The 20043-nt window shown below is 72.7% G+C and carries 18 protein-coding genes; 13 read left to right on the top strand and 5 right to left on the bottom strand.

The annotated features are described in order from the left end of the window. Positions 1-50: 50 nt before the first annotated feature. Both eat and ACWD0Y_RS06045 read right to left on the bottom strand, forming a co-directional pair. A complete protein-coding gene (gene eat / locus ACWD0Y_RS06050) occupies positions 51-1520 on the bottom strand; it encodes an ethanolamine permease (RefSeq protein WP_450259244.1) in 1470 nt (489 codons plus the stop codon). Positions 1521-1631: 111 nt separating this feature from the next. Continuing rightward, the gene (locus ACWD0Y_RS06045; protein ID WP_450259243.1) at positions 1632-2360 is read right to left on the bottom strand and encodes a FadR/GntR family transcriptional regulator; all 729 of its coding nucleotides are present in this window, start codon (positions 2358-2360) and stop codon (positions 1632-1634) included. A gap of 77 nt (positions 2361-2437) precedes the next feature. Here ACWD0Y_RS06045 and ACWD0Y_RS06040 point away from each other — a divergent pair, with 77 nt between their 5' ends. From ACWD0Y_RS06040 to ACWD0Y_RS06030, 3 genes are read left to right on the top strand one after another with little or no spacing between them, the layout of a single operon-like run. Continuing rightward, on the top strand, positions 2438-3805 hold the full coding sequence (locus tag ACWD0Y_RS06040) for a glutamine synthetase family protein (RefSeq protein WP_450259242.1): 1368 nt from the start codon (positions 2438-2440) through the stop codon (positions 3803-3805). Positions 3806-3831: 26 nt separating this feature from the next. Continuing rightward, positions 3832-5205 carry an aldehyde dehydrogenase family protein gene (locus ACWD0Y_RS06035; protein WP_450259241.1) on the top strand — a complete coding sequence of 458 codons (1374 nt, stop codon included), beginning with the start codon at positions 3832-3834 and terminating at the stop codon, positions 5203-5205. 4 nt (positions 5206-5209) lie between these two features. Further along, complete coding sequence (locus tag ACWD0Y_RS06030; RefSeq protein ID WP_450259240.1) at positions 5210-6028, top strand: 3-oxoacyl-ACP reductase; 819 nt, start codon at positions 5210-5212, stop codon at positions 6026-6028. Between the two features lie 56 nt (positions 6029-6084). Here the strand turns inward: ACWD0Y_RS06030 and ACWD0Y_RS06025 are convergent, their stop codons facing one another. Then, positions 6085-7287, bottom strand: a complete 1203-nt coding sequence (locus ACWD0Y_RS06025) for an amino acid deaminase/aldolase (RefSeq protein WP_450259239.1) — start codon at positions 7285-7287, stop codon at positions 6085-6087. A 648-nt stretch (positions 7288-7935) separates the two neighbouring features. Between ACWD0Y_RS06025 and ACWD0Y_RS06020 the strand changes: the two genes are divergently transcribed. Beyond that, positions 7936-8901, top strand: a complete 966-nt coding sequence (locus ACWD0Y_RS06020) for a hypothetical protein (RefSeq protein WP_450259238.1) — start codon at positions 7936-7938, stop codon at positions 8899-8901. Further along, entirely contained in the window at positions 8898-10100 is a 1203-nt protein-coding gene (mycP, locus tag ACWD0Y_RS06015) for a type VII secretion-associated serine protease mycosin (RefSeq protein WP_450259237.1), read from the top strand. Before ACWD0Y_RS06020 ends, mycP begins: the two co-directional genes overlap by 4 nt. On the opposite strand, the gene ACWD0Y_RS06010 is transcribed toward mycP, so the two are convergent. Continuing rightward, positions 10075-10743 (bottom strand): serine hydrolase, encoded by a 669-nt coding sequence (locus ACWD0Y_RS06010; RefSeq protein WP_450259236.1) that lies wholly within the window; start codon positions 10741-10743, stop codon positions 10075-10077. The two genes, mycP and ACWD0Y_RS06010, sit on opposite strands and share 26 nt — an antisense overlap. A 64-nt stretch (positions 10744-10807) precedes the next feature. On the opposite strand from ACWD0Y_RS06010, the gene ACWD0Y_RS06005 reads away from it, so the two are divergent. Further along, positions 10808-11536 (top strand): SseB family protein, encoded by a 729-nt coding sequence (locus ACWD0Y_RS06005; protein ID WP_450259235.1) that lies wholly within the window; start codon positions 10808-10810, stop codon positions 11534-11536. 77 nt (positions 11537-11613) lie between these two features. Here the strand turns inward: ACWD0Y_RS06005 and ACWD0Y_RS06000 are convergent, their stop codons facing one another. After that, complete coding sequence (locus tag ACWD0Y_RS06000) at positions 11614-11976, bottom strand: DUF1844 domain-containing protein (RefSeq protein WP_093801675.1); 363 nt, start codon at positions 11974-11976, stop codon at positions 11614-11616. Positions 11977-12359: 383 nt separating this feature from the next. Here ACWD0Y_RS06000 and infC point away from each other — a divergent pair, with 383 nt between their 5' ends. The 7 genes from infC to pheT all read left to right on the top strand — a co-directional run bounded on the left by infC (position 12360) and on the right by pheT (position 19913). After that, positions 12360-13004 carry a translation initiation factor IF-3 gene (gene infC, locus ACWD0Y_RS05995; RefSeq protein WP_255306457.1) on the top strand — a complete coding sequence of 215 codons (645 nt, stop codon included), beginning with the start codon at positions 12360-12362 and terminating at the stop codon, positions 13002-13004. A 123-nt stretch (positions 13005-13127) separates the two neighbouring features. Beyond that, the gene (gene rpmI / locus ACWD0Y_RS05990; protein WP_093801676.1) at positions 13128-13322 is read left to right on the top strand and encodes a 50S ribosomal protein L35; all 195 of its coding nucleotides are present in this window, start codon (positions 13128-13130) and stop codon (positions 13320-13322) included. Positions 13323-13426: 104 nt separating this feature from the next. After that, positions 13427-13813 (top strand): 50S ribosomal protein L20, encoded by a 387-nt coding sequence (gene rplT, locus ACWD0Y_RS05985; RefSeq protein ID WP_028815427.1) that lies wholly within the window; start codon positions 13427-13429, stop codon positions 13811-13813. Between the two features lie 154 nt (positions 13814-13967). Next, positions 13968-14825: a TrmH family RNA methyltransferase gene (locus tag ACWD0Y_RS05980; RefSeq protein WP_450259234.1), complete on the top strand. Its 858-nt coding sequence runs from the start codon at positions 13968-13970 to the stop codon at positions 14823-14825. 132 nt (positions 14826-14957) lie between these two features. Further along, positions 14958-16088 (top strand): ATP-binding protein, encoded by a 1131-nt coding sequence (locus tag ACWD0Y_RS05975; protein WP_450259233.1) that lies wholly within the window; start codon positions 14958-14960, stop codon positions 16086-16088. Between the two features lie 169 nt (positions 16089-16257). After that, the gene (gene pheS, locus ACWD0Y_RS05970) at positions 16258-17385 is read left to right on the top strand and encodes a phenylalanine--tRNA ligase subunit alpha (RefSeq protein WP_450259232.1); all 1128 of its coding nucleotides are present in this window, start codon (positions 16258-16260) and stop codon (positions 17383-17385) included. After that, on the top strand, positions 17385-19913 hold the full coding sequence (pheT, locus tag ACWD0Y_RS05965) for a phenylalanine--tRNA ligase subunit beta (protein WP_450259231.1): 2529 nt from the start codon (positions 17385-17387) through the stop codon (positions 19911-19913). Before pheS ends, pheT begins: the two co-directional genes overlap by 1 nt. Positions 19914-20043 lie beyond the last annotated feature (130 nt).

Genomic DNA, 20043 nt, shown 5'->3' with positions numbered 1-20043 from the left:
GCTCAGGGTCGGTCGTCCTCAGAGCCGGCCGTACTCAGGAACGGTCGTACTCAGGAACGGTCGCGCTCGAGTTCGGCCTCGGCCTCGGCGAGCGCGGCGAACTCCTCCTCGGGAGCCGCGGCGACCAGCCGGTGCCGACTGTAGAACGCGAAGTAGGCGAGAGCGACGGCGTACACCCCCAGCGCGATGAACGCCGCGTCCTTGTCCACCAGGAACGTCGCCACCAGCGCGGACAGCGCCAGCACGAAGGCCGCGGACGAGGTGAGGACGCCGCCCGGCGTGCGGTAGGGACGGTGGAGTCCGGGCTCGCGGCGGCGCAGCACGATGTGGGAGAGCGCCATCAGGGCGTACGAGATGGTGGCGCCGAAGACCGCGATGTTCAGCATCCGGGCGCCGTCGCCGGTCCCCGCCGCCAGCGCGAAGCCGATCGCGCCGGGGATGAGCAGCCCGAGGTACGGGGCCTTGCGGCGGCTCGTCAGTGACAGGAAGCGGGGCAGGTAACCGGCGCGTGAGAGGGCGAAGAGCTGGCGCGACCCGGCGTAGATGAGCGAGAAGAAGGACGCGACGAGCCCGGCCAGGCCCGCGTAGTTGACGAAGCGGCTGAGCGGCGTCGGGCCGCCGTCGCCCTGGAGTGCCACGACCAGCGGATTGCCCGCGTCCTGGACGGCGGCCGAGCCGCGCGCGCCGGTGGCGGCGAAGAAGGTGACCAGGGCGAGGAGCGCGAGGACGGCCATGGAGATGGCCAGGGCGCGCGGCATGGAGCGCACGGGGTCCTTGGCCTCCTCGGCGGCCAGCGGCACCCCCTCGACGCCGAGGAAGAACCACATGCCGAAGGGGAAGGCGGCCCAGATGCCCAGCAGTCCGAACGGCAGCCAGGAGTTCGCGCCGAACGCGTCCTTGTCGACCGGGATGTCGTTGAGCCCGTCCGCGCCGAACTCGGTGAACGCGCCCACTGCGAAGATCAGCAGCGCCGCCACCGCTATGGCCGTCACCACCAGGCTGAAGCGCAGCGCCTCGCCGACGCCCCACAGGTGGATGCCGATGAAGACGGCGAAGCAGGCCAGGTAGACCGGCCAGCCCGCGGTGAGCCCGAAGAGGCCCAGCGACTCGACGTAGTCGCCGATGAAGATGGAGATCGCGGCAGGCGCCAGGATGTACTCGATGAGGATCGCGGTGCCGGTCAGGAAGCCGCCCCAGGTGCCGAGCGCGCGCCGGGCGAAGCCGTAGCCGCCGCCCGCCGTGGGCAGGATGGCGGACAGCTCGGCGAGGGCGAAGACCAGGCAGGCGTACATCACGCCCATCAGCAGGGTGGCGATCGCGAGCCCGCCGAAGCCGCCCTCGGACAGGCCGATGTTCCAGCCGGAGAAATCGCCGGAGACGACGTACGCGACGCCGAGTCCGGTGAGCAGCAGCCAGCCGGCGCTGCCGCGGCGCAGCGTCCGCCGTTGCAGATAGCCGGCCTCGGCGGACGGGGGCGCGGGCGCGGGCGGTGGGGTGCGCGAGTCGGTGCTGTCGGCCATGAGCCGCTCCTGCCTCGGGTCAATGGTGGGATGCCATACCTTTGTGGTGCGGCCGGTCCCGGCGCAAGACCTGTGCGTAAAGCCGGTGTTACGGATCTCCCGCCCCCGGCGTCACATGAGGAAGCCGCGCAGCAGGGCGGCCGTGCCCGAGCAGTGCTCGCGCATCACCTCGCGGGCCCCGTCCGCGTCGCCGTCGAGCACCGCCTCGACCAGCGCGGTGTGCTGCTGCTGCGAGTGCTCCAGGTTCCGTACGAGCAGCGGGATGCAGTCGAGCAGGCCGTTGACCGTGGCCCGTACGGCGGCGTACTGCGCGGTCAGGGACGGCGACCCGGACAGTTCGGCGAGCGTGAGATGCAGCAGGGTGTCCCGCCTGCGGTAGTCGGCCAGCGGCGCGTCGTGCGTCGCGGCGAGCGCCGCCCGCAGCCGCCGCGCGCCGTCCTCGGCCAGCCCGTGTGCCGCGCACAGCCCGGCCGCGCCCACCTCCAGCACCTCGCGGAAGCGCAGCGCGTCCTCGACGTCGACCGACTCGACGCGCCGGCGCAGTTCGCCCTCCCCGGACGCGTCCGGGTGCGGCAGTACGAACGTGCCGCCGTACCTGCCCCGCCTGCTCTCGACGAGGCCCTGGTCCTGGAGGACCTTCAGGACCTCGCGCAGGGTGACCCGGCTGATCCGCAGGCGGTCGGCGAGCTCGCGCTCGGCGGGCAGCCGCTCCCCGACGGGAACCAGCCCCAGGCGCAGCACCTGGAGGATCTGTTCCAGCGCCTCCTCGAATCCGTTCCCCGCCCGCACCGGCCGCAGGACGGGCGTCAGGCGGTCCACCGAACCGATTTCATCCGCCACCTCGCGGTTCCCCCTTCCCAATCAATGGTCTTCAGCAATACCTTATGGCTTCCGGCTGACCGAAGGAGGAAATTTCCGTGGCAGACCGCACACCCCCGCTCTCCCCCGAGGAGCTCCGCGCCCTCGTGGCGAGCGGTGAGATCGACACAGTCGTCCTGGCCTTCCCCGACATGCAGGGGCGTCTCCAGGGCAAGCGGTTCGCCGCCCGGTTCTTCCTCGACGACGTCCTGGAGCACGGCACCGAAGGCTGCAACTACCTCCTCGCCGTCGACACCGAGATGAACACCGCCGACGGATACGAGATGGCCTCCTGGGACCGCGGCTACGGCGACTTCGCCCTGCACGCCGACCTCTCCACGCTGCGCCGCGTCCCCTGGAACGACGGAACGGCCCTGCTCATCGCCGACCTGGCCTGGAACGACGGTTCCCCCGTCGTCGCCGCGCCCCGTCAGATCCTGCGCCGCCAGCTGGAGCGCCTCGCCGAGCTCGGCTACACCGCCCACGTCGGCACCGAGCTCGAATTCATCGTCTTCAAGGACAGTTACGAACAGGCCTGGGACCGCGGCTACAAGGACCTCGTGCCCGCGAACCAGTACAACATCGACTACTCGGTCCTCGGCACCGGCCGCATCGAACCCCTCCTGCGCCGCATCCGCAACGAGATGACCGCGGCGGGCCTGACCGTCGAGTCCGCCAAGGGCGAGTGCAACCCGGGTCAGCACGAGATCGTCTTCAAGTACGACGAAGCCCTTGTCACCTGCGACCAGCACGCCGTCTACAAGACGGGCGCCAAGGAGATCGCCGCCCAGGAGGGCGTCTCGCTCACCTTCATGGCGAAGTACAACGAGCGCGAAGGCAACTCCTGCCACATCCACCTCTCCCTGCAGGACGCCGAGGGCCGCAACGTCATGGCGGACGGCGGCACCCCCGACGGAATGTCCTCCGTCATGCGGCACTTCCTTGCCGGGCAACTGGCCGCCCTCCGCGACTTCTCACTCCTCTACGCCCCCAACATCAACTCCTACAAGCGCTTCCAGCCCGGCTCCTTCGCCCCGACCGCCGTCGCCTGGGGCCACGACAACCGCACCTGCTCGCTGCGCGTGGTCGGCCACGGCCGCTCGATGCGCTTCGAGAACCGGCTGCCCGGCGGCGACGTCAACCCGCACCTCGCGGTCGCCGGTCTGGTGGCGGCGGGTCTGTACGGCATCGAGCACAAGCTCGAACTCCCCGCTCCCTGTACGGGCAACGCCTACACCGGTGACCACGAACACGTGCCCACGTCGCTGCGCGAGGCCGCCGGACTGTGGGAGAACAGCCCCATCGCCAGGGCCGCCTTCGGCGACGAAGTCGTCGCGCACTACCGCAACATGGCGCGGGTCGAACTCGAAGCGTTCGACTCCGCGGTGACCGACTGGGAGCTCCGCCGCTCCTTCGAACGCCTGTGAGGCCCTCCTTGTCCTCCTCGTCCCCCTTGTCTCCCTCCCCCCTCCAGCACCAGATCCTGAACCCGGCCACCGAAGAGGTCGTCGCCACCGTCGAGGCCTCCACCGCCGCCGACGTCGACGCGGCGGTCGTACGGGCCGCCGCGGCGCAGCGCGCCTGGTCGGCCGCAGCCCCCGCCGACCGTGCCCGCCTCCTGCGCCGCTTCGCCGCCACCGTCGACGAACACGTCGAGGAACTCGCCCGGCTGGAGGTCCGCGAGGCCGGCCACACCCTCGGCAACGCCCGCTGGGAGGCGGCCAACGTACGCGACCTGCTCGACTTCGCCGCCGGGGGAGTGGAACGCCTCAGCGGCCGCCAGATCCCGGTCGCGGGCGGCCTGGACATCACCCTCCTCGAACCGCTCGGTGTGATCGGGGTCATCGCGCCCTGGAACTTCCCCATGCCGATCGCGGCCTGGGGCACCGCCCCCGCGCTCGCCGCCGGCAACGCCGTCGTCCTCAAACCCGCCGAGACCACGCCGCTGACCGCCCTGCGCCTCGCCGGGCTCGCCCTCGAAGCCGGGCTCCCCGAGAACCTCTTCCAGGTCCTGCCGGGAGCGGGCGACGTGGCGGGCGACGCCCTGGTCGGACACCCCGGCGTGGCGAAGATCGTCTTCACCGGCTCCACCCGCGTCGGCAAGCAGATCATGGCCAAGTGCGCCGACCGCGTGAAGCGCGTGACCCTCGAACTCGGCGGCAAGAGCCCCAACATCGTCTTCGCCGACGCCGACATCGAGGCCGCCGTCGCCGCCACCCCCATGTCCTTCCTGGACAACTCCGGCCAGGACTGCTGCGCCCGTACCCGCATCCTCGTCCAGCGCACGGCGTACGACCGCTTCCTGGAGCTGCTCGCACCCGCCATCGAGAGCGTGGTGGTCGGCGACCCGTCGGACGACAAGACGCAGATGGGCCCGCTGATCTCCAAGGCCCAGCTGGAGCGCGTGCGTTCGTACGTCCCCGAGGGCGCGGAGGCGATTCGCGGCAGCGCCCCCGAGGGCCCCGGCTTCTGGTTCCCGCCGACCGTCCTCACCGGCGCGGGGCCGGACTCGGCCGCCGCGACGGAAGAGGTCTTCGGTCCGGTCGCCGTCGTCCTCCCCTTCGACGACGAGGCCGACGCGGTCCGCCTCGCCAACGCCACCGACTACGGCCTGTCCGGTTCCATCTGGACCCGTGACGTGGGCCGCGCCCTGCGCGTCTCCCAGGCGGTCAGGGCGGGCAACCTGTCCGTCAACTCCCACAGCAGCGTCCGCTACTCGACCCCCTTCGGCGGCTACAAGCAGTCGGGGCTCGGCCGTGAACTGGGACCCGACGCCCTCACCGCTTTCACCGAAACCAAGAACGTCTTCATCAGCACGGAGGCCTGAGACCATGACCGACACCGAGACCGCCGGGGCCGAATCGGCCGGGACCGAATCCGCCGTCTGCCGCCGCCTGGTGGGACGCACCGCCGTCATCACCGGCGCCGGCAGCGGCATCGGCCTCGCCGCCGCGCGCCGTCTGGCCTCCGAGGGCGCGCGGGTCGTCTGCGGCGACATCGACGAGAGCGCGGGCAAGGCCGCGGCCGACGAGGTGGGCGGCACGTTCGTACGGGTCGACGTCACCGACGCCGAGCAGGTCGAGGCGCTGTTCAAGGCGGCGTACGACACCTACGGCTCGGTCGACATCGCCTTCAACAACGCCGGCATCTCGCCGCCCGAGGACGACTCGATCCTGACGACGGGCCTGGAGGCGTGGAAGCGCGTCCAGGACGTCAACCTCACCTCCGTCTACCTCTGCTGCAAGGCCGCCATCCCCTACATGCAGCGCCAGGGCCGCGGTTCCATCATCAACACCGCGTCGTTCGTCGCGATCATGGGCGCGGCCACCTCCCAGATCTCGTACACGGCGTCCAAGGGCGGCGTTCTCGCCATGTCGCGCGAGCTGGGCGTGCAGTTCGCCCGCGAGGGCATCCGCGTGAACGCGCTCTGCCCGGGGCCGGTCAACACCCCGCTCCTCCAGGAGCTGTTCGCCAGCGACCCGGAGCGGGCCGCGCGCCGGCTCGTCCACATCCCGGCCGGCCGCTTCGCGGAGGCGGACGAGATCGCGGCAGCGGTGGCCTTCCTGGCCAGTGACGACTCGTCGTTCGTCAATGCCACCGACTTCCTGGTCGACGGAGGCATCGCGGGCGCGTACGTGACCCCTCTGTAGACCGGTGACCCGGGGCCGGGCCGGCGACCTCGTCCCGGCCTTCCGGTCCAGAAGGCCTACAAGAACGTGCGGCCCTCGCCCCGGTACGTCGGTACGGTCGCCGTCACCGCGTCGCCCTCGATCAGATGAAGCGCGTCGAACCGCTCGCACATCTCGCCCGCCTTCGCGTGCCGGAACCACACCTTGTCGCCGATCAGCAGGTCGTCGGCGGGCGAGCCGAGCAGCGGTGTCTGCACCTCACCGGCCCCCTCCCGGGGGTCGTACCGCAGCCCCTCCGGGAGGTACGGGACGGGCACCCGGTCGGGGCCCGCGGCCCCCGAAGCGGGGTAGCCGCCACCGAGCACCGTCACCACGCCCACGCCCGGCCTGCGCACGACGGGCTGCGCGAAGAGCGCGGCCGGCCGGCCGGTGAACGAGGTGTAGTTGTCGAAGAGACGCGGCACGTACAGCCCGGAACCCGCCGCGATCTCGGTCACCGCGCGCTCGGCGGCGGTGTGCTGGACGCTGCCGGTGCCGCCGCCGTTGACGAACTCCAGGTCCGGGGCCACGGCCCGTACCGCCCGCACGACGGCCGCCCGACGGGCCGCCAGCTCCCTGCGCGCCGCCCCCTGCATCACCCTGATGGCCCGGGAACGCACCGGCCGCCCCGCGACCGCGTCCCCGACCCCGGCCACATGCCCCTCGTACGCCATGACGCCCACCAGCCGGAAGCCGGGCCGGCGGACCACCGACCGGGCCAGCTCGGCCAGTTGGGCGGGCTCGCGCAGCGGCGACCGCAGCGCCCCTATCCGGACGCGGCCCCCGAGCAGCCGCAACGACGTGTCCAGCTCCAGGCAGACCCGGATCTCCTCCCGGCCGCCCTCCCTGGCCCGGTCGATCAGCTCCAGCTGCGCCGGATCGTCGACCGTCACGGTCACGGCGGCGGCCAGCTTCGCGTCCCCGGCCAGCTCGGCGAACGCCGCGCGGTCCGCCGACGGATAAGCGAGCAGCACGTCCTCGAACCCCGACCGCGCGAGCCACAGCGACTCGGCCAGCGTGAACGACATGAGCCCCGCGAACCCGTCCCGCGCCAGTACCCGTTCCAGCAGCGCCCGGCAGCGTACGGACTTGCTCGCCACCCGGACCGGTTTGCCCGCCGCCCGGCGGACCAGGTCGGCCGCGTTGGCGTCGAACGCCTCCAGGTCGACGACGGCGACGGGAGCGTCGAGGTGGGCGGTGGCCCGGTCGTACCGGGCCCGGTCGGCAGCGCGCGGTGTCATGGCCAGAGCTTGCCAGAGCGGATTACCGCTGGGTAGAGGAATCATCATCCGGTCAGATCCCCACGAGTCCCTACGAGTCCCCACGCGTCCGGGGACTGATTGCCACCCGGCCCGCGCCAGCCCGTAGAGTGACGCCCACGCGGTGAGGACACGAACGGACCTGCCCCGAAAGGCGATCGTGCATCGCGGGGTGACAGGCCGGGTGAAGCACGAACAGGGGGGCGGATGAGCACCGAGGCACACCGTGCCCCTCTTCCCCCCCGCCCCACCACGCCACCCCTCCCGGCCACCTGGCACACCCCGCCGCCCCCGGCCGCGCCGGAACCCGCCGCCCCGGCTTCTCCCCCCGCGCCGAGCACCCCTGCCCCCGCTCCCGGCACAGCCGGCCGGACCGCCCCCGCGCCGCGTCCTCCCGCCTCCGCGCCGGCGTCTTCGCCCGGTGCCGCCGGCCGGGCCGCTCCCGTCCCCGCGCCGCGTCGCCCCGCTCAGGCGCCCGCTCCCGGCACGGGCGGTCACCCCGCCCCGGCGCAGGCCCCCGGTGCGGGCAGCCAGGCCGGGCCCGCTGCGGCGACCGCACCGCCCCGCCCCGTCTCCGCACCGGGCGGAGGCGACGCGAGGCCGGCCGAGACCACCGCGCGGCTGCGGCCCGTGCCCGCCGCCCCGCCGGGAGCCCTGCCGCCCGAGGTCCACCCGCCCGCGGCCCCGCCCACCGACGCCGCACGGCACGGTGCCGTGGGTGCCGTCGGCGCGCACCCCGGGCCCGGCGCGCCCCGCCCCGCCCGGTTCGCGGCGCCCCGGCACTGGGAGGCGCCGGAGGCCCCGGCCGAGACCACCACCCGGCTGCGCCCCGTCCGTACCCGCCGCCCCGCCCGCGTCGTGGCCGCCGTGGCCTGCCTCGTACTCGGGCTCGGGCTCATCGGCGGTGCCGTCACCGGGAGCTGGCTCACCGGCGGCGCGGACGCCGAGGACGGCACCCCCTCCGGGTACGCCGAGGCGCGGGACCTCTGGCACAGCGTGCCCGTCGACACGCTCTTCCCGCGCACCCTCGACGGCAACGGCGCGGGCCCCGGCGGCGCCGACCGGGTCTGGACGCGCGTCGCCGTCGCCCCCGAGAGCGGCTGCGCGAAAGCCCTCGACCCGCTGCTGCTCAAGGCGGTCCGGCCGGTCGGCTGCCTGCGCCTCCTGCGCGCCACCTACACCGACGCCACCACCAGCAGTGTCACCACGGTCGGCATGGTCTTCACCGAGGCGGACGCACCGGCGATGAAGGCCCTGCGCGCCCGTTTCACCCACGAGGGCCTCGCCGACCGCACCGACCTGATGCCCCGTACCTACCCCGCCGAAGGCACCGTCGCCGAGGGATTCGGCGACCGGCAGCGCGCGAGCTGGACGGTGAGCGTGCTCACCGACGTCCCCGCCATCGTGTACGCCGTGTCCGGTTTCGCCGACGGCCGCACCGTTCCCGACCCGCAGCCCGCCCGCCGGGCCACCGCGAGCGGTGCGACGACCGCCCCCGCCCAGGCGGGCCTGGGCCACGAGGCGAAGGGCGTCGCCGACCGCGTCGAACGCGGCCTCCGCAAGACCGCACGACCGGCCCCGGAGCCCCCCCGATGAACCGCCCGAACCGCCCGTCTCGCACAGTCCGCCGCGCCCTCGCCGCCACCCTCGCGGCCACCGCCCTCGCCCTGCTGCCCCCCGCCCCCGCCCACGCCGACACCATCCGGGCCCAGCAGTGGGCGCTCGACGCGATGCGCACCGACCAGGCCTGGCGCACGACCAAGGGCAAGGGCGTCACCGTCGCCGTACTGGACACCGGCGTGGACGGCAGCCACCCCGACCTCGAAGGCCGGGTCCTGGAGGGCAAGGACCTCATAGGCTTCGGGGCCCGCAAGGGCGACCGCGCCTGGGCCCGCCACGGCACCGCCATGGCCGGGATCATCGCCGGCCACGGAAACGGCCCCGGCCGCGCCGACGGCGTGGTCGGCATCGCGCCCGAGGCGAAGATCCTCCCGGTCCGCGTGATCCTCGAAGGCGCGGACCCCGCCCGCAAGAGGTCCCGGTCCACCCGTGGCCACGCCCTCGCCGAGGGCATCCGCTGGGCGGCCGACCACGGCGCCGACGTCATCAACCTCTCCCTCGGCGACGACAGCAAGTCCGCCCACCCCGAAGCCGCCGAGGACGCCGCCGTCCAGTACGCGCTCGCCAAGGGCGCCGTCGTCGTCGCCTCCGCCGGCAACAGCGGCGAGGAGGGCGACCACATCTCGTACCCCGCCGCCTATCCCGGCGTGATCGCGGTGGCCGCCGTGGACAGCTCCGGCACGCACGCCCCCTTCTCCACCCGCCGCTGGTACGCGACCGTCAGCGCCCCCGGCGTCGACGTGATCATCGCCGACCCCGACCGCCGTTACTACGAGGGCTGGGGCACCAGCGCCGCCGCCGCCTTCGTCTCCGGCGCGGCCGCCCTCGTACGCTCCGCATACCCGGAACTGACCCCCGCCCAGGTCAAGAAGCTCCTCGCCGACACCGCCCGCGACGCGCCCGAGGGCGGCCGCGACGACGCCCGCGGCTACGGCTTCGTCGATCCGGCCGCCGCGCTCGAGGCCGCCGCCGAGCTGCGCCCCGCGGACCTCCGTCCGGCCTCCGCCCCGTACGGCAGGAAGTTCTTCGGCACGGGCCCCGACCCGGACCCCGAGGACGACGGACCGGCCGGCTGGCTCGCCCCCGCCGCAGGCGGCGCCGGCGTGCTGCTGCTGGCCGCGGCGGTCGTCCTGTGGCGCGCCGGCCGCGTCACGGGCGCCCGCCGGTTCTCCTGACGGCCGCCCCGACGGCCGCCCGCGCCACCTCCTCCACCACCGCGATCCCCGCCTCCCTGGTGGCGTGTCCCTCCGACAGAACGGCGACCAGCACACCCCGCCCGTCCACCTCCACCCGCCCGATGCTGTGCACGGCCCACAGCCCGGTGGCGTCCCGCGGCATCCACCCGTTCTTGAGCGCGGCGCCGGAACCGGCCGCGGACACCCCCCAGTCCTGACCGGCGGCGACCTGCCCCATCAAGGCCCCGATGTACGTACGGGCCCCCTCGTCCAGCGCACCGGGCCCGGCCCCGAAGACCGCCCGCAGCAGCGCCACCTGATCCCTCGCGGTGGTCCGCGTGCGCCCCCACGCCCGGTCCGCCACCGTCTGAGTGAGCCCGAGCCGCGCCTGCGCCGCGTCCAGCCCCGCCGCACCGCCGATCACCGCCCACAGCGCCGACGCCGCGTCGTTGTCACTGCGCCGGATCATGGCCTCGGCGTACCGCCGCTCCTCCCGCGCCAGAGCCCGCCCCTCGTCCCGGGCCCGGAGCAGCAGCGCCGCGAGGATGCCCACCTTGACGACGCTCGCGGCGGGAAAGCGGCCCTCCCCGTACACGGCGCACCGCCCGCTCCCCGGCCCGGACACGGCGAAGGACACCTCCATGGCAGGAGCGGTGCCCGCGGGCCCCGTGGGAAAACCCCTGCCGGCCGGCGGCTAGGCTCGGGGCGTGGCGCTCAAGAACATTCCGGACCCCGGTTTCTCCGAAGACGACGGCACCGCCGACCCGCGGCTGACCGCGGCGCTCGCCGCCTGGGCCGAGGATCCGGCGGCGGAGCCGCAGGTCCTCGAAGCGCTGGCCGGCGCCCGCCTCCTGGTTCCCGTCGTCGCCGTACTCGGCGAGGTGGAGACGGACGAGAACGGCCTGCGCCGCGAGAAGACCAGCGACATGGCCGTGCCGACCCTCCAGGCCGGCGAGCGCCGCGCCCTGCCCGCCTTCACCTCCACCGAGGCCCTGGCCCGCTGGAACCCCGAGGCGCGCCCCGTCGCCGTGCCCCTGGGCCAGGCGCTCCAGGCCCTCGCCCACGAACGGGCCGACACGCTGGTCCTCGACCTGGCCGGACCCGTCCCGTACCAGCTCACCGGTTCCGCGCTGCTCGCCGCCGCCGAGGGCCGCAGCAGCGCGGCGCCGCTCGACGACCCGGCCGTCACCGAGGCGGTACGCGCCGCTGTGGCCGCGGAGCCCGCCGTACTGCGCGCCCACCTCGGCCCGGGCAGCGCGGACGGCACCCTGGCCCTGGTCCTCGACCCCGGTGCCGAACCGGCCGGGGCGGCCCGCCGCGTCGCCGGGGCGCTGGCCGCCGACGAGACGCTGAGGGCCCGTCTGGTGCGCGGCCTCGACCTGGCCCTGCTGCCGCCCGGCGCGGTCCCGCCGGGCGAGCCCCTCTTCACGCGCTGAGGCCGTACGCGCCGAGGCCCCGGCCCCCACGAGCGGGGGACCGGGGCCTGGGTGTTCTGTCCGCAGGCGTCCGCGGGTCAGCCGTAGACCGGACCGGTGTACTTCTCGCCGGGCCCCTGGCCGACCTCGTCCGGCACGGCCGACGCCTCGCGGAAGGCCAGTTGCAGGGACTTCAGCCCGTCCCGCAGCGGCGCCGCGTGGAAGGAGCTGATCTCGGTCGCGCTCGCGTCCAGCAGACCGGCCAGCGCGTGCACCAGCTTGCGGGCCTCGTCGAGGTCCTTGTGGGCGTCGCCGTCCTCGGTGAGGCCGAGCTTCACGGCGGCGGCGCTCATCAGGTTGACCGCCACCGTCACGATCACCTCGACTGCCGGGACTTCCGCGATGTCGCGCGTCATGGCGTCGAAGTCGGGGGATTCATTGGGGGAGGTCGCGTCACTCATGACGCACACGATATGCCCCGGTCGGCAGCGTCCCGGCTCCGGTCCGGCCGGGTTCGCCCGTTCCGCAGAGAGCTGCTAACCTTGTGTAATGACCGGCCGGACACCTGTGTGCCCGGCCCACAAGTGGAGGCTCCGATCTCCCACCCGACTGTCCTCGCGGACTGCGGGTCACCGGTCAGGCGGCCCCCATCGTTCCGTACGGACGATGGAGCCGCTCGATGCGCCCCGTGGTGGTAGATGCACGGTGGTGTTCCGGTATTTCCAGGAGCCCCGCCTGTGTTCCCGTCCGGGGCATTTTTCATGGCTCCCTTCGGTTGGTCTCACGAAACAGACGTTGCGCGGCTGTCTGCCAGACAGTCGTGTGGTGCTACTGAGGAGGATCCATCAGCGCTGAGCCCCGCATTAACGACCGGATTCGCGTTCCCGAGGTGCGACTCGTCGGACCCAGCGGCGAGCAGGTCGGCATTGTGCCCCTTGCGAAGGCCCTGGAGCTTGCGCAGGAGTACGACCTCGACCTGGTCGAGGTCGCGGCGACCGCCCGTCCGCCCGTGTGCAAGCTCATGGACTACGGGAAGTTCAAGTACGAGTCGGCCATGAAGGCCCGTGAGGCGCGCAAGAACCAGGCGCACACGGTCATCAAGGAAATGAAGCTCCGGCCGAAGATCGACCCGCACGACTATGACACCAAGAAGGGTCATGTCGTCCGGTTCCTCAAGCAGGGCGACAAGGTCAAGATCACGATCATGTTCCGTGGTCGTGAGCAGTCCCGCCCCGAACTTGGTTTCCGACTGCTTCAGCGTCTGGCTTCGGACGTCGAGGACCTTGGCTTCATTGAGTCGAGCCCCAAGCAGGACGGCCGAAACATGATCATGGTTCTCGGCCCGCACAAGAAGAAGACCGAGGCCATGGCCGAGGCTCGCGAGGCCCAGGCGGCCCGCAAGGCCGAACGCCAGGGCGGTGCCACCGACGAGGCCGAGCAGGCCGAGCCGGCGGACGAGGTCCAGCCCGAAACCCCTTCCGAAGCGTGATTCACGGGGCTGCCATCCAGGCGGCCCCGGGTTCCGCCCGGAAGCCCACACCAACGATCTGACGCTCCCGCTGTCCGGCCGTACGCGCCGGGGGAACGCCACTGACGAGGAGAGAACGGCGCCATGCCGAAGAACAAGACGCACAGCGGTGCCAGCAAGCGCTTCAAGCTCACCGGCTCCGGCAAGGTCATGCGCGAGAAGGCCGGCAAGCGCCACCTCCTGGAGCACAAGTCCTCCAAGAAGACCCGCTCGCTGACCGGCGCCACCGTGGTGTCCCCGGCGGACGCCCCGAAGATCAAGAAGCTTCTCGGCAAGTGATGTCGCGGCTCCGGGTGACCGGAGCGCGACGTCAGGGCGACCGAGACCAATTCGTTTCCGGGCCGTGTGAGTTCCACCGCGGCCCCGCTACAAGGAGTTAACAAGTGGCACGCGTCAAGCGGGCAGTCAACGCCCACAAGAAGCGCCGGGCAATCCTCGAGGCGGCCAAGGGCTACCGCGGTCAGCGTTCGCGCCTGTACCGCAAGGCCAAGGAGCAGGTCACCCACTCCCTGGTCTACAACTACAACGACCGCAAGAAGCGCAAGGGCGACTTCCGTCAGCTGTGGATCCAGCGCATCAACGCCGCTGCCCGCCAGAACGGCATGACGTACAACCGCCTCATCCAGGGTCTGAAGGCCGCCAACATCGAGGTGGACCGCAAGATCCTGGCCGAGCTCGCGGTCAACGACGCCAACGCGTTCGCCGCGCTCGTCGAGGTCGCCCAGAAGGCGCTCCCGAGCGACGTCAACGCCCCGAAGACCGCCGCCTGATCTCAGGCAGCACCTCTTCGTCCACCGGACCCGCAGGCGTTCGCCGCCTGCGGGTCCGGTGCGTTGTACCCCACGTGCACGACCCCTTTCGTACGCAGAGACCCGTACGCAGAGACCCGTACGCAGAGATACGCAGAGAAGTGAGCCGCCGACCATGGGCACCCCCGAGCTGATCTCCCCGCGATCCCCGCGCGTCGCCGCCGCCAAGCGGCTGGCCAGGCGGAGCTTCCGCGGCAAGGAGCGCCGGTTCATCGCCGAGGGGCCGCAGGCCGTGCGCGAGGCCGTCGAACACCGCGGCGACAGCGGCGAGGCGACCCTGATCGAGCTCTTCACCACCGTCGAGGCCGCCGAGCGGTACGCCGGGATCGTCGACGCCGCCCGCGCCGCCGGCGCCCGCGTGCACCTGGCCCCCGACGAGGTGCTCGCCGAGGTCTCGCAGACCGTCACCCCGCAGGGCATCGTCGGCGTCTGCCGCTTCCTGGACTCGCCCTTCGAGGAGATCCTCGCGGCGAAGCCCCGGCTGGTCGCCGTCCTGGCGCACGTCCGCGACCCCGGGAACGCCGGTACGGTGCTGCGCTGCGCGGACGCCGCCGGCGCCGACGCGGTCGTCCTCACCGACGCCTCCGTCGACCTCTACAACCCCAAGTCCGTGCGCGCCTCGGTCGGTTCGCTCTTCCACCTGCCGGTCGCCGTCGGTGTCCCCGTCGAGCAGGCCGTCAGCGGGCTGAAGAGCGCGGGCGTACGCATCCTGGCGGCCGACGGCGCGGGCGACGACGACCTCGACGACGAACTCGACGCGGGCACCATGGGCGGGCCCTCCGCCTGGGTCTTCGGCAACGAGGCGTGGGGTCTGCCGGAGGAGACCCGCGCTCTCGCGGACGCCGTGGTGCGCGTCCCGATCCACGGCAGGGCCGAGAGCCTCAACCTCGCCACGGCCGCCGCCGTGTGCCTCTACGCCTCCGCGCGTGCGCAGCGTGCTTCCGGAGGGTGCCGCAGCGTCACCTCCAGCTAGTAGGGTGGCGGGCTCGGGGACCCTCCCCCGAGCTCTCGGCCTCCCCCCGGACTCTCGGCTTCGTCCGAGCACGGAGGGGCCCCTGAGCAGGGAGGTATCTCCTCCGCCATTCGGAAGAGGTGGGATACGGGGATGGCTGTCGGCACGAGCGGTCCGTCGAAGGCGAGCGGTTCCTTGCCGCGTCCGTCCGCGGGGACGGACGGTCACGGGATCGATCCCGACGACCTCCCCGACGGCCTCGCCGTCGCCGACGAGAGCGGCCGCGTCATCTGCTTCAACGCCGCCGCGTCGCGGATCACCGCCATCCCGAAGGACGCCGCGCTCGGCAGGCCCCTGGAGACCGCGCTGCCCCTCGAAGACCTCGAAGGCCGCCGCTGGTGGAGCCTGACCGATCCGTACGGCGGACTCGCGATCCGGGCCGGGCAGCCCGAGCGCAACCTGCTGCTGCCCGGCGGCCGCGAGGTCCTGGTCTCCGCCCGGTACGTACGCCACGAGCCCACCGGACCCGTCCGGCGGGTCGTCGTCTGTCTGCGCGGTACGGAGGCAAGGCGCCGCACCGAGCGCAGCCACGCCGAGCTGATCGCCACCGTCGCCCACGAGCTGCGCTCCCCGCTGACCTCGGTCAAGGGGTTCACGGCGACGCTGCTCGCCAAGTGGGAACGCTTCACCGACGACCAGAAGAAGCTGATGCTGGAGACCGTCGACGCCGACGCGAGCCGGATCACCCGGCTGATCGCCGAGCTGCTCGACATCTCCCGCATCGACTCCGGACGCCTTGAGGTCCGCCGGCAGCCCGTGGACATCCCGACGGCGGTCGGCCGCCACATCCAGGCGCACATCTCCAACGGCCAGCCGCCGGACCGTTTCCTCGTCCGTGTCCGGCAGCCGCTGCCCGATCTCTGGGCAGACCCGGACAAGATCGACCAGGTGCTGGGCAACCTGCTGGAAAATGCGGTGCGGCACGGGGCGGGAACGGTCACCATCGAGGTGGGAACAGCCCTGATGAAGACCGGCGACAATCCGACGAAGGGAACAGCCGTGACCGTGAGCGACGAAGGCACCGGCATTCCCGAGGAGTCGATGGGCCGCGTCTTCACCCGGTTCTGGCGGGGCAGCAAGCGCGGTGGCACCGGTCTCGGCCTGTACATCGTCAAGGGCATCGTCGAGGCGCACGGCGGTTCGATCACCGTCGGCCGCGGCCCCGGCGGCGGCGCCGAGTTCCGATTTATCCTGCCCGTCGGCGCCCCGGCCTACCTGAAATAAGCAAGTTTGCGAAGCAATCAGGCAGACCGGTGGCGGGCGACGGGCGGGGCCTGAGCAGCCCACGGGTTTCTTCACCCTTCACGGCCTTTAGACTCGACCTTTGGCACCTTTGCGTCCTCAGTCGTCGAGCGGGGGCCACGCCACCAGCCAATCGGAAGTACGGGAAGAGATGTCCGCACCCAATAAGTCGTACGACCCTGTTGAGGTCGAGGCGCTGAAACCGGAAGAGATCGAGCGCATGCGGGACGAGGCGCTCGCCGCCTTCGACGCCGCGGCGGATCTCGACGCGCTCGCCCACGCGAAGACCGCGCACACCGGCCCCGCCTCGCCGCTCTCGCTCGCCAACCGTGAGATCGGCGCGCTGCCGCCGGCCGCCAAGGCCGAGGCCGGCAAGCGCGTCGGGATGGCCCGAGGCGCCGTGAACAAGGCCCTCGCCGCCCGCCTCGCCGCCCTGGAGGAGGAGCGCGACGCGCGCGTGCTGGTCGAGGAGGCGGTGGATGTCACGCTGCCGTACGACCGCGTCCCGGCCGGCGCCCGGCACCCGCTGACCACGCTGATGGAGCGCGTCGCGGACGTCTTCGTGGCCATGGGCTACGAGGTCGCCGAAGGCCCCGAGGTCGAGGCGGAGTGGTTCAACTTCGACGCCCTCAACTTCGTGCCCGACCACCCGGCGCGCCAGATGCAGGACACCTTCTTCGTGCAGGGCGCCGACGGTGCCAGGAACGACGAGTCCGGTGTCGTGCTGCGCACGCACACCTCCCCGGTCCAGGCCCGCGCGCTGCTCGACCGTGAGCCGCCCGTGTACGTCGTCTGCCCCGGCCGCGTCTACCGCACCGACGAGCTCGACGCCACGCACACCCCGGTCTTCCACCAGATCGAGCTCCTCGCCGTCGACGAGGGCCTCACCATGGCCGACCTCAAGGGCACCCTCGACCACATGGTCCAGGCGCTCTTCGGCGAGGGCATGAAGACCCGGCTGCGCCCGAACTACTTCCCGTTCACCGAGCCGTCCGCCGAGATGGACATGGTCTGCTATGTCTGCCGCGGCGAGTCCGTCGGCAACCCGGACCGTCCCTGCCGCACCTGCGGCAGCGAGGGCTGGATCGAGCTGGGCGGCTGCGGCATGGTCAACCCGAAGGTGCTCACCGCCTGCGGCGTCGACCCGGCGAAGTACAGCGGATTCGCCTTCGGGTTCGGCATCGAGCGGATGCTCATGTTCCGCCACAACGTAGAAGACATGCGAGACATGGTCGAGGGTGACGTCCGGTTCACCCGGCCCTTCGGGATGGAGATCTGATGCGGGTCCCGCTTTCCTGGCTGCGGGAGTACGTCGATCTCCCCGCCACCGAGACCGGCCGTGACGTGCAGGCCAAGCTCGTGTCCGCCGGCCTGGAGGTCGAGAGGGTCGAGCAGCTCGGCGCCGGCCTCAAGGGCCCCCTGGTCGTCGGCAAGGTCCTCACCATCGAGGAACTGACGGAGTTCAAGAAGCCCATCCGCTTCTGCACCGTCGACGTCGGCACGGCCAACGGCACCGGCGAGCCGCAGGAGATCGTCTGCGGCGCCCGCAACTTCGCCGTCGGCGACAAGGTCGTCGTGGTCCTGCCCGGCGCGGTCCTGCCCGGCGACTTCGCGATCGCCGCGCGCAAGACGTACGGCAAGACCTCGCACGGCATGATCTGCTCCGGCGACGAGCTGGGCATGGGTGACGACGGCAGCAACGGCATCATCGTGCTGCCGCCCGAGTACGAGCCGGGCACCGACGCCATCGAGCTGCTCGAACTCGTCGACGAGGTCCTCGACATCGCCGTCACGCCCGACCGCGGCTACTGCCTGTCGATGCGCGGCGTCGCCCGCGAGGTCGCCACCGCGTACGGGCTGCCGCTGCGCGACCCGGCGCTGCTCGACGTGCCGGCCCCCAACTCGTACGGCTACCTCGTGAAGGTCGGCGACCCGCGGGGCTGCGACCGCTTCACCGCCCGTACGGTCGTCGGTCTCCAGCCCGAGGCCCGCTCCCCGATCTGGCTGCGGCGCCGTCTGCAGAAGGCCGGGATGCGTCCGATCTCGCTCGCGGTCGACGTCACCAACTACGTGATGCTGGAGCTCGGCCAGCCGCTGCACGCCTACGACCGGTCCCGCATCGACGGGCCGATCGGGGTGCGCCGCGCCGAGCAGGGCGAGAAGTTCACGACGCTCGACGGCACGAAGCGTGTCCTCGACGCCGAGGACCTGGTGATCACCGACAACCGCGGCCCCATCGGCCTCGCGGGTGTCATGGGCGGCGCCAACACCGAGATCGCCGACTCCGAGACCGACCCCGAGACCAGCGCCGTCAAGGGCACCACCGAGGTCGTCATCGAGGCCGCGCACTTCGACGCGCTCTCCGTCGCCCGTACGGCACGGCGGCACAAGCTGTCGTCCGAGGCGTCCCGGCGCTTCGAGCGGGGCACCGACCCCGAGGCCGCCTCCGCCGCCGCCCAGCGGACCGTCGACCTCCTCGTGCTGCTCGCGGGCGGCACCGCCGAGGCCGGCGTCACCGAGGTCATCGCGCCCTCCGCGCCCCGCACGGTCTCGATGCCCGCGAACCACCCCGACCGGGTGGCGGGTGTCGACTACGGCCGCGAGACCGTCGTACGCCGCCTCCAGGAGGTCGGCTGCGACGTGTACGGGCAGGACGAACTGGTCGTGACCGTGCCGTCCTGGCGCCCCGACCTGGCCTTCCCGAACGACCTGGCCGAAGAGGTCATCCGGCTGGAGGGTTACGAGAACCTCCCGTCGACCCTGCCGACGCCGCCCTCGGGCCGCGGACTCACCGAGCGGCAGCGGCTGCACCGCCGCATCGGCCGTGCGCTGGCCGGCGCGGGTTACGTCGAGGCGCTGAACTACCCGTTCGTCGGCGAGACCGTGCTCGACCAGCTGGGCCTGGACGCCGACGACGCCCGCCGCCGTACGGTCAAGCTGGTCAACCCGATCTCCGACGAGGAGCCGGCGCTGCGCACCACGCTGCTGCCGGGCCTCCTCGGCGCGCTGCGCCGCAACGACGGCCGCGGCTCGCACGACCTGGCGCTCTTCGAGGCCGGTCTCGTCTTCCGGCCGACCGGGGAAGAGCACAAGGCCGCGCGGCTGCCCGTCGACCGCCGGCCGACCGACGAGGAGATCGCCGGTCTCAACGCCACGCTGCCGCGTCAGCCGCACCACGCCGCCGTCGTCCTCGCGGGCGCCCGCGAGCAGGCCGGCTGGTGGGGCAAGGGCCGCCCGGGCACCTGGGCGGACGCCGTCGAGGCGGCTCGTCTGCTCGCCCGCGAGGCCGGTGCCGAGCTGATCGTGCGCGCCGGCCGGCACGCGCCGTGGCACCCCGGCCGCTGCGCCGCGCTGTACGTCACGGTGAACGGCGAGGAGGTCCTCGCCGGACACGCCGGTGAGCTGCACCCGCGCGTCATCAAGGCGCTCCACCTGCCGGAGCGCACCTGCGCCATGGAGGTCGAGACCGGCGTGCTGGAGCAGGCCGGCGCCGGAGCCCTCCGGGCGCCCCGGATCTCCACCTTCCCGGTGGCGACCCAGGACGTCGCACTGGTCGTCTCCGCCGACGTGCCCTCGGCGGACGTCGAGGCCGCGCTGCGCGAAGGAGCCGGTGAACTCCTCGAATCGCTGCGGCTGTTCGACGTGTTCACGGGTGAACAGCTCGGCGCCGGCAGGAAGTCGCTCGCGTACGCGCTGCGCTTCCGCGCCGCCGACCGCACGCTGACCGTCGAGGAGGCCTCGGCCGCCCGCGACGCCGCCGTCGCGCTCGCCGGCGAGCGCACGGGCGCGGTGCTGCGCGGGGCGTAACACCTGGTGAAGCGGTACTGAGGGGCGTGTCCGGGGTTACGGATGCGCCCCTCACTCATTTGGGTGAGAAGTGTGGGCAGGGTGCGCAAACCGGTACGGAGGGTCGGCACAATCATTCCGGCTGCGAGGG

Source organism: Streptomyces altiplanensis (genome assembly GCF_053591575.1).
The sequence above is the reverse complement of the archived record's forward strand: the minus strand, read 5'-3'. Positions and strand labels throughout refer to the sequence as shown.

Bases quoted from the DNA above. Each gene is read 5' to 3' on its own strand.
- eat (WP_450259244.1), bottom strand. From the start codon at position 1,520: ATGGCCGACAGCACCGACTCGCGCACCCCACCGCCCGCGCCCGCGCCC.
- ACWD0Y_RS06030 (WP_450259240.1), top strand. From the start codon at position 5,210: ATGACCGACACCGAGACCGCCGGGGCCGAATCGGCCGGGACCGAATCC.
- ACWD0Y_RS06025 (WP_450259239.1), bottom strand. From the start codon at position 7,287: ATGACACCGCGCGCTGCCGACCGGGCCCGGTACGACCGGGCCACCGCC.
- mycP (WP_450259237.1), top strand. From the start codon at position 8,898: ATGAACCGCCCGAACCGCCCGTCTCGCACAGTCCGCCGCGCCCTCGCC.
- ACWD0Y_RS06010 (WP_450259236.1), bottom strand. From the start codon at position 10,743: ATGGAGGTGTCCTTCGCCGTGTCCGGGCCGGGGAGCGGGCGGTGCGCC.
- ACWD0Y_RS06000 (WP_093801675.1), bottom strand. From the start codon at position 11,976: ATGAGTGACGCGACCTCCCCCAATGAATCCCCCGACTTCGACGCCATG.
- rpmI (WP_093801676.1), top strand. From the start codon at position 13,128: ATGCCGAAGAACAAGACGCACAGCGGTGCCAGCAAGCGCTTCAAGCTC.
- ACWD0Y_RS05980 (WP_450259234.1), top strand. From the start codon at position 13,968: ATGGGCACCCCCGAGCTGATCTCCCCGCGATCCCCGCGCGTCGCCGCC.
- ACWD0Y_RS05975 (WP_450259233.1), top strand. From the start codon at position 14,958: ATGGCTGTCGGCACGAGCGGTCCGTCGAAGGCGAGCGGTTCCTTGCCG.
- pheS (WP_450259232.1), top strand. From the start codon at position 16,258: ATGTCCGCACCCAATAAGTCGTACGACCCTGTTGAGGTCGAGGCGCTG.
- pheT (WP_450259231.1), top strand. From the start codon at position 17,385: ATGCGGGTCCCGCTTTCCTGGCTGCGGGAGTACGTCGATCTCCCCGCC.